The 6,409-nt window shown below is 67.9% G+C and carries 6 protein-coding genes and 2 pseudogenes; 6 read left to right on the top strand and 2 right to left on the bottom strand.

The genetic code is table 11. The features are described 5' to 3' along the window. Both KZA10_RS05910 and trpS read left to right on the top strand, forming a co-directional pair. Positions 1 to 406 (top strand): amino acid--tRNA ligase-related protein (locus KZA10_RS05910; RefSeq protein WP_306300794.1); only part of this gene is annotated, 406 nt, incomplete at its 5' end. 161 nt (positions 407 to 567) lie between these two features. Next, positions 568 to 1,516: pseudogene (trpS, locus tag KZA10_RS05905) on the top strand (tryptophan--tRNA ligase). On the opposite strand, the pseudogene KZA10_RS05900 reads toward trpS, so the two are convergent. After that, a pseudogene (locus tag KZA10_RS05900) lies at positions 1,513 to 1,807 on the bottom strand (integrase core domain-containing protein); the annotation flags it as partial. The pseudogenes trpS and KZA10_RS05900 overlap by 4 nt on opposite strands. Positions 1,808 to 1,961: 154 nt before the next feature. On the opposite strand from KZA10_RS05900, the gene KZA10_RS05895 reads away from it, so the two are divergent. Continuing rightward, positions 1,962 to 2,723, top strand: a complete 762-nt coding sequence (locus KZA10_RS05895) for a glycosyltransferase family 2 protein (protein WP_218682407.1) — start codon at positions 1,962 to 1,964, stop codon at positions 2,721 to 2,723. 13 nt (positions 2,724 to 2,736) lie between these two features. On the opposite strand, the gene KZA10_RS05890 is transcribed toward KZA10_RS05895, so the two are convergent. Next, a complete protein-coding gene (locus KZA10_RS05890; RefSeq protein ID WP_218682406.1) occupies positions 2,737 to 3,633 on the bottom strand; it encodes an alpha/beta fold hydrolase in 897 nt (298 codons plus the stop codon). A gap of 121 nt (positions 3,634 to 3,754) precedes the next feature. On the opposite strand from KZA10_RS05890, the gene KZA10_RS05885 reads away from it, so the two are divergent. From KZA10_RS05885 to KZA10_RS05875, 3 genes are all read left to right on the top strand, one after another. Next, complete coding sequence (locus KZA10_RS05885; RefSeq protein WP_218682405.1) at positions 3,755 to 5,482, top strand: DHA2 family efflux MFS transporter permease subunit; 1,728 nt, start codon at positions 3,755 to 3,757, stop codon at positions 5,480 to 5,482. Next, positions 5,451 to 5,987: a MarR family winged helix-turn-helix transcriptional regulator gene (locus KZA10_RS05880; protein ID WP_218682404.1), complete on the top strand. Its 537-nt coding sequence runs from the start codon at positions 5,451 to 5,453 to the stop codon at positions 5,985 to 5,987. The genes KZA10_RS05885 and KZA10_RS05880 overlap by 32 nt, the downstream gene beginning before the upstream one ends. Positions 5,988 to 6,041: 54 nt before the next feature. Next, on the top strand, positions 6,042 to 6,409 hold a 368-nt coding region (locus tag KZA10_RS05875; RefSeq protein WP_218682403.1), incomplete at its 3' end, for a MarR family winged helix-turn-helix transcriptional regulator.

The raw sequence follows: 6,409 nt of genomic DNA, 5'->3' as shown, positions 1-6,409 counted from the left end.
GCAGTTGCGTGGCGGCGTCCGGAAGGACACGTATGCCGATGTGACGACTGCCGTCCTTGTTCGGGCCGCTGAGGAGCTCCCAGCGCCCCAGCGGCCGTCTCATGATTGCAATGCAGCGACGACCCGGCCGCGGTGGAGCAACAGCTTCGACCTGATCTTCCGCGGCCTCGAGCTCGTGACCGGTGGGCAGCGACGGCATCGGTACTCCGACTACGTCGCCGCCATCGAGGCGCGGGGCGAGTCGCCCGACGCGTACGCTTCCTACCTCTCGGCCTTCGCGCACGGCATGCCGCCGCACGGAGGGTTCGCGATCGGTCTGGAGCGCTGGGTGTCGCGACTCATCGAGGCGTCGAACATCCGGGAGGTGACGCTCTTCCCGCGCGACCTGCACCGGCTCACCCCGTGAGCCCGCGGTCGCGGTGCGCGATAGCATCTGTGGCATGAACTTCAACCGCTCCGCATGGTGGTGGCTGCGATAGCAGCCGGTTGAAGCATGTTCACGGGCTGCACGGCAGTTCGTGACAGCACCCGAGAACTCCGTGCGGCTCCCGATTCAGGGAGAGACAGATGGATTCGTTCACCGCGACCGCGCAGCGATCGACGCAGGTCGCCGACGCCGTGGCCCGGCACCCGGAGAGGTTCCGTGTGCTCACGGGCGAGCGCCCGACCGGGGCGCTTCACCTCGGGCACTATTTCGGGACCATCCGGGAGCGGGTGCGGCTGCAGGAAGCGGGGGTCGAGACGTTCCTCGTGCTCGCCGACTACCAGGTCATCACCGACCGGGATACGACGGCGCACGTGCGCGACAACGTGCACGGGGCCGTTCTCGACTACCTTGCAGCCGGGATCGACCCGGAGCGGACGACGGTCTTCACGCACTCGTCGGTCCCTGCGCTGAACCAGTTGCTGCTGCCGTTCCTCAGTCTCGTCACCGAGGCCGAGCTGCACCGCAACCCGACGGTCAAGTCGGAGCTCGAGGCCTCGGGGCGTGCGCTGAGCGGGTTGCTGCTGACCTATCCGGTGCATCAGGCCGCCGACATCCTGTTCTGCAAGGGCAACCTGGTGCCGGTGGGAAAGGACAATCTGCCGCACGTGGAGATGACGCGGGTGATCGCCCGACGGTTCAACGAGCGCTACGGCCCGATCTTCCCGGTTCCCGATGCCCTGGTCACCGCGGCGCCGGAGGTGCCGGGGCTGGACGGTCGGAAGATGTCGAAGAGCTACGGCAACGCGATCGCCCTGTCGATGACGGCGGACGAGACCGTCGCCGCGATCCGCCGTGCCCGAACGGATCAGGATCGGCGGATCACGTTCGATCCGGAGCATCGGCGAACTGAAGAAGGTCACTGCGACGGCGGTGAACGACTTCCTGGCACCCCTGCGGGAGCGGCGTCGAGGCTTCGCTGCAGACGGGGAGATCGTGCGTCGCGTGCTTCGTCGAGGCAACGAGCACGCCCGGGCGATCGCAGACGCAACCCTCGACGAGGTGCGCGAGGCGATGGGGACCGTGTACTAGTTGTGATGTCCAGGCAGGTTGTTGAGTCTGCTGATGGGTGGGTCTCCGATGGCGGAGTGGTGCCTGTGATGATTGTAGAAGTGCATCCAGGTGGGTAGTGCTGCTCGTCGCTCGGTCTCGGATTCGTAGAAGCGGGCGTAGGCCCAGCCGTCGGCGAGGGTGCGGGAACCGCTCGATCTTCCCGTTCGTCTGTGGGTGGTAGGGGTGGGTCTTCTGGGGGCGGATGTTGAGCATGGTGCAGGCGTCGGCCCAGGCGTGGGACTTGTAGGCGGAGCCGTTTTCGGAGAGTACTGTCGCACCCGGAGGCTTTCACCCCTCAGCAGTCACGAGCCATTCACGCAACAACGTCCCCGGACATCCGCGACCATCCTCGCTCAATCGCCCGGCGAGGTCGTCCACGGTGGAGACTGTGTCTGAGTGCCGAGCCGTGCAGGGGAGGAGAACGATGACGACCGTGTTCCCGCGTTCCGTCTCCGTCGTCATCCCGGTGCGCGACGACGCCCGCCTGCTTGAGGTGTGTCTGAGCGCCCTCGCCCGGCAGACCCGGAAGGCCGACGAGATCGTGATCGTCGACAACGGCAGTAGCGATGACACGGCCGCCGTCGCCGAGCGGTTCGGCGCACGGGTCGTGAGCGAGCCGATCCGGGGGATTCCTCGCGCATCGGCGGCCGGCTACGACGCGGCGACGGGCGACATCATCGCCCGGCTCGACGCCGATTCCCGCCCGGGGCCGGATTGGATCGCGCGGATCGAGCGGACGTTCCGCACCCGCGACGACGTCGACTTCGTCACGGGGGAGCCGCGCTTCTACGGTGCGACGCCCCTGGTGCACTGGATGGGGGCGCACCTCTACATCGGCGGCATGTACGCCGCGATGGGTCCGCTTCTCGGGCATGCGCCCCTCTACGGATCGAACATGGCGATGCGCGCCGCCGCCTGGCGGATGCTGAGCGGGGAGGTGCACCGCGAGGAGCAGAACATTCACGACGACTTCGACCTGTCGTTCCACGTGCGGCCGGGGATGACGGTGCTGCGCGATCGAAGCCTCGTGGTCGAGGTCTCGGCGCGGCCGTTCCAGGACTGGGCGTCGCTCCGACGGCGGTTGAGCTATGTGGTGCCCACCGTGCGGCTGCACCTGTCGGAAGAGCCGCTGCACCGGCGGCGCCAGGCTCGCCGCGAGGCCGAGCGCTCTTCGGTCGGCCGGTGACGCCGTCGGTGGCTCAGTCGCGAGCCCGCGCGTAGAGATCGAGCAGGTCGGCGGCGAGCTGATGCGGGGTGGTCTCGCTCGGGCTGTGGCCGGTCGCATACGAGCGGAACTCGGCGTCGATGTCGCGGGCGTACCGCTCGTGGGCGGCGAGGGGCCACAGATCATGCGACCCGGCGACGACGAGCTTGGGCACGGGCAGCTCCCGCACGCGGCTGCGCACATCGGGCGCGATCATCATGAGGCCGACGATCTCGTCGACGCTGCGCCTGCTCGTGAGCGCGAACCGTGAGCGCACGAACTCCAACCGTCGGGGTGGGACCCGGTTCTTGTTCGTCACGATCCCCCAGATCATGAGGCCGGCTCCGCGCCGTGGGCTCGCGATCGGGGCGAGGGGACCCAGCCACTTCATGCTCGCGAACACGTTGCCGGACCCCGGAGGTGTGGTGAGCAGCGCGAGGGAGAGCACGAGGTCCCGGCGGTGGACGGCGACCAGCTGAGCAACCGTGCCGGCGAACGAATACCCCAGCAGATGTGCGGGTGTGCCCGCTTCGAGGAATGCGACCAGATCGCCGATGAACAGCTCGTAGGTGTAGGCGGAGTTCGCACCGGCGGCGTGCGACTCGTACTGCCCAGCGAGGTCGAACGACTGCACGAAGTAGCCGGCCTCCGCCAGCAGCGGCAGGATCAGAGCGAAGTCCTCCTTGGACCCCGTCGCCCCCGGCACCAGCACCACCCGCGGATGTCCCGGGTCGCCGATCGAGATCACGGACAGCTCACCGCTCGGGGCGGAGAACCGCGACCGCACCGACCCGGGGGGCGGCGTCGTCCAGTCGATGTCGCCGATGGCCGCGTCGAGGGAGGCCGGGGTGCGGGATGCCCGCTCGCTCCTCGAATCTGTCGACACGCTCACAAGCTACCCCTCGGCTCCCTCGTGCAGAAGCACATCGGGAGTGTCTCACCTTTAGTTGCACTTTGGCAACTAAAGGCGTATGGTTGACCTCGATCAACTTTCTACGCAGGAGCGCCACCCCGTGACAGACACCCCATCCGCACCCCCTGAGACGACCCGTTCGGCCCGCGAGGTCTTCACCGCGATCTCCGGTCTCGTCGTCGGCATGTTCGTCGCCGTGCTCTCGGGCACGGTCGTGTCGACCTCGATGCCGGTCATCATCGCCGACCTCGGCGGCACGCAGTCCCAGTACACCTGGGTCATCACCGCGAGCCTTCTGGCCACCGCCGTCTCCACCCCGATCTGGGGCAAGCTCGCCGACCTGGTCGACCGCAAGGTCCTGGTCCAGATCTCCCTCATCCTCTTCACGGTCGGCACCGTGATCGCCGGCTTCTCGACCGACACGAACATGCTCATCGCTGTGCGCGTCGTCCAGGGCATCGGCGTCGGCGGCCTGATGTCGCTCGTCATGATCGCCGTGGCCCTCATCATCTCCCCGCGTGAGCGCGGCAAGTACATGGGCGTCGTCGGCGGGATCATGGCCCTGGGCACCATCGGCGGCCCTCTGCTCGGAGGACTCCTCACCGACGTTTGGGGCTGGCGCTCCAACTTCTTCGTCGGCGTGCCCTTCGCGATCCTCGCCCTCGTGCTGCTGCAGTTCACGCTGCACCTGCCCAAGCCCCAGCGCGACACCAAGGTCTCGATCGACTACTTCGGCATCGTGCTCCTCGCCGTCGGCGTCTCGACCCTGCTCATCTGGGTCTCCATGGGCGGCAACCAGTTCGACTGGGACTCCTCGACGAGCATCATGCTCGTGGTCACCGCCGGCGTCGGGATCGCCGCGTTCATCACGGTCGAGTTCTTCGTCAAGGAACCGATCGTGCCGATGTCGCTGTTCCGAAACCGCACCTTCACCCTGTCGGTCATCGCTTCGATCGCCATCGGCGTCTCGATGTTCGCCACGTCGGTGTTCCTCGCGCAGTACTTCCAGCTCGCCCGTGGCGCCACGCCCACCGAGTCGGGCCTCATGACCATCCCGATGATCATCGGCCAGATGGGGGCGTCGATCATCATCGGCCAGCTCGTGAGTCGCTTCGGTAAGTGGAAGGGCTGGATGGTCACGGGCTCGATCCTCACGACGATCGGCGTCAGCCTGATGGCAACCCTGCGCTACGACACCCCGTTCCCGCTCGTGGCCGTGTACATGTTCGTGCTCGGCGCCGGCCTCGGCATGGTCATGCAGAACCTCACGCTCATCGTGCAGAACGACACCGCGCCGCAGCAGCTGGGTGCCGCCTCGTCGAACGTCAACTTCTTCCGCACGATCGCCGGCACCATCGGCGTCACCGTGATGGGTTCGCTGCTGTCGACCCGTGTCGCGAACTACATCACCGACGCCCTCGACGGCTTCGTGCCCTCCACGCCGGCCGAGATCGACGCGCTCGAGCACCTCGCCTCCGGCGACGTCCCGAAGGTCGGTCAGCTGCCCGACACGATCCGCGCGATCGTCGAGAGTGCCTACGGTCACGGCATCGCGGACTCCTTCATCATCGCGATTCCGCTCGCCGTGATCGCCATCATCGCGATCGCGTTCATCAAGAACAAGCCGCTGTCGACGAAGAACGCCGCCGAGCAGATGCTCGAGCAGGCCGAGGAATCGGTGATCGAGGTCTCCGAGGCCGAGGTCGGAGCCTCGCTCTCCACCGGATCCATCCGGATCCAGGGCGCGAGCAGCGGGCCCACGACCGGTTCGGTCCGCGTTCTCGAGCGCGAAGACCGTGAACGCGAAGACCGGGACGGGGAGCGCTGAGATCATGGCCTCGGCAGCGGCAGCGGCAGCGGCAGCGGCAGCGGCAGCGGCAGCGGCAGCGGCAGCGGCTGCGCCGTCGGATGTCGACAGTGCTCTCGGCGACCTCCAGGCGCACCTGAACCTCATCTTCGCGAGGACCCGGTCGCTGTGGAGGGAATCCGCCGCCCGGGTCCATCCGGAGCTTCAGGTGGGCGGCTACAAGCTGCTCACGTTCATCGATCGGGCGGGCACCGCGAACGCGCATGAGCTCGCCGAGCGGTTCGAGATGGACAAGTCGGTGATCAGTCGTCAGGTGCGGATGCTCGAGGAGCTGGGGCTTCTCGAGTCCCGCCCCGATGAGCGCGACGGGCGGCTCAGGGTGCTGAGCGCGACGGCCTCGGCCTGCAGCGCGCTCGCCGAGGTGCGCCGCGACTACGGCTCCCGTCTCCAGGCCGTGATCGACGAGCTGACGCCCGAGGAGATCAGGGCGGCCTCCAAGGCCTTCCGGCTGCTCGCCGAGGTGTGACTCGAAGCCCCGCTGTCCCGATCGACAGCGGGGCTTCGCCGTACACTGGCGATCATGAGCGCCTCCTCCGACGCCCCTTCCGAGACCCCCGCATCCGCGTCAGCGCCGGGCCGCCTGGGAGACGACGACCTCGATCAGGCCGTCACCAGGGTGGAGCAGGAACTCGGACGGCTCTTCGCGCGGATCCGCATCGGCTGGCGGGAAGCCGCCGCCACCGTGCATCCCGACCTGCAGCCGCTCGGCTACCAGGTGCTGACCTCCATCGCGACGGGCAAGGCGACCTCGGCCGGCGCGATCATCGAACGGCTGCAGACCGACAAGTCGGCGGTGAGCCGCCAGGTGCGACAGCTCGAGCAGCTGGGACTCGTCGAGAGCGTGCCCGACCCCGAGGACCGCAGGGCCCGCGTGCTCGTGGCCACAGA

Source organism: Microbacterium sp. BF1 (genome assembly GCF_019279095.1).
GTDB classification, from domain to species: domain Bacteria; phylum Actinomycetota; class Actinomycetes; order Actinomycetales; family Microbacteriaceae; genus Microbacterium; species Microbacterium maritypicum.
The sequence above is the reverse complement of the archived record's forward strand: the minus strand, read 5'-3'. Positions and strand labels throughout refer to the sequence as shown.

Excerpts from the sequence above, each read along its gene's own strand:
- KZA10_RS05895 (WP_218682407.1), top strand. The coding sequence starts at position 1,962 with ATGACGACCGTGTTCCCGCGTTCCGTCTCCGTCGTCATCCCGGTGCGC.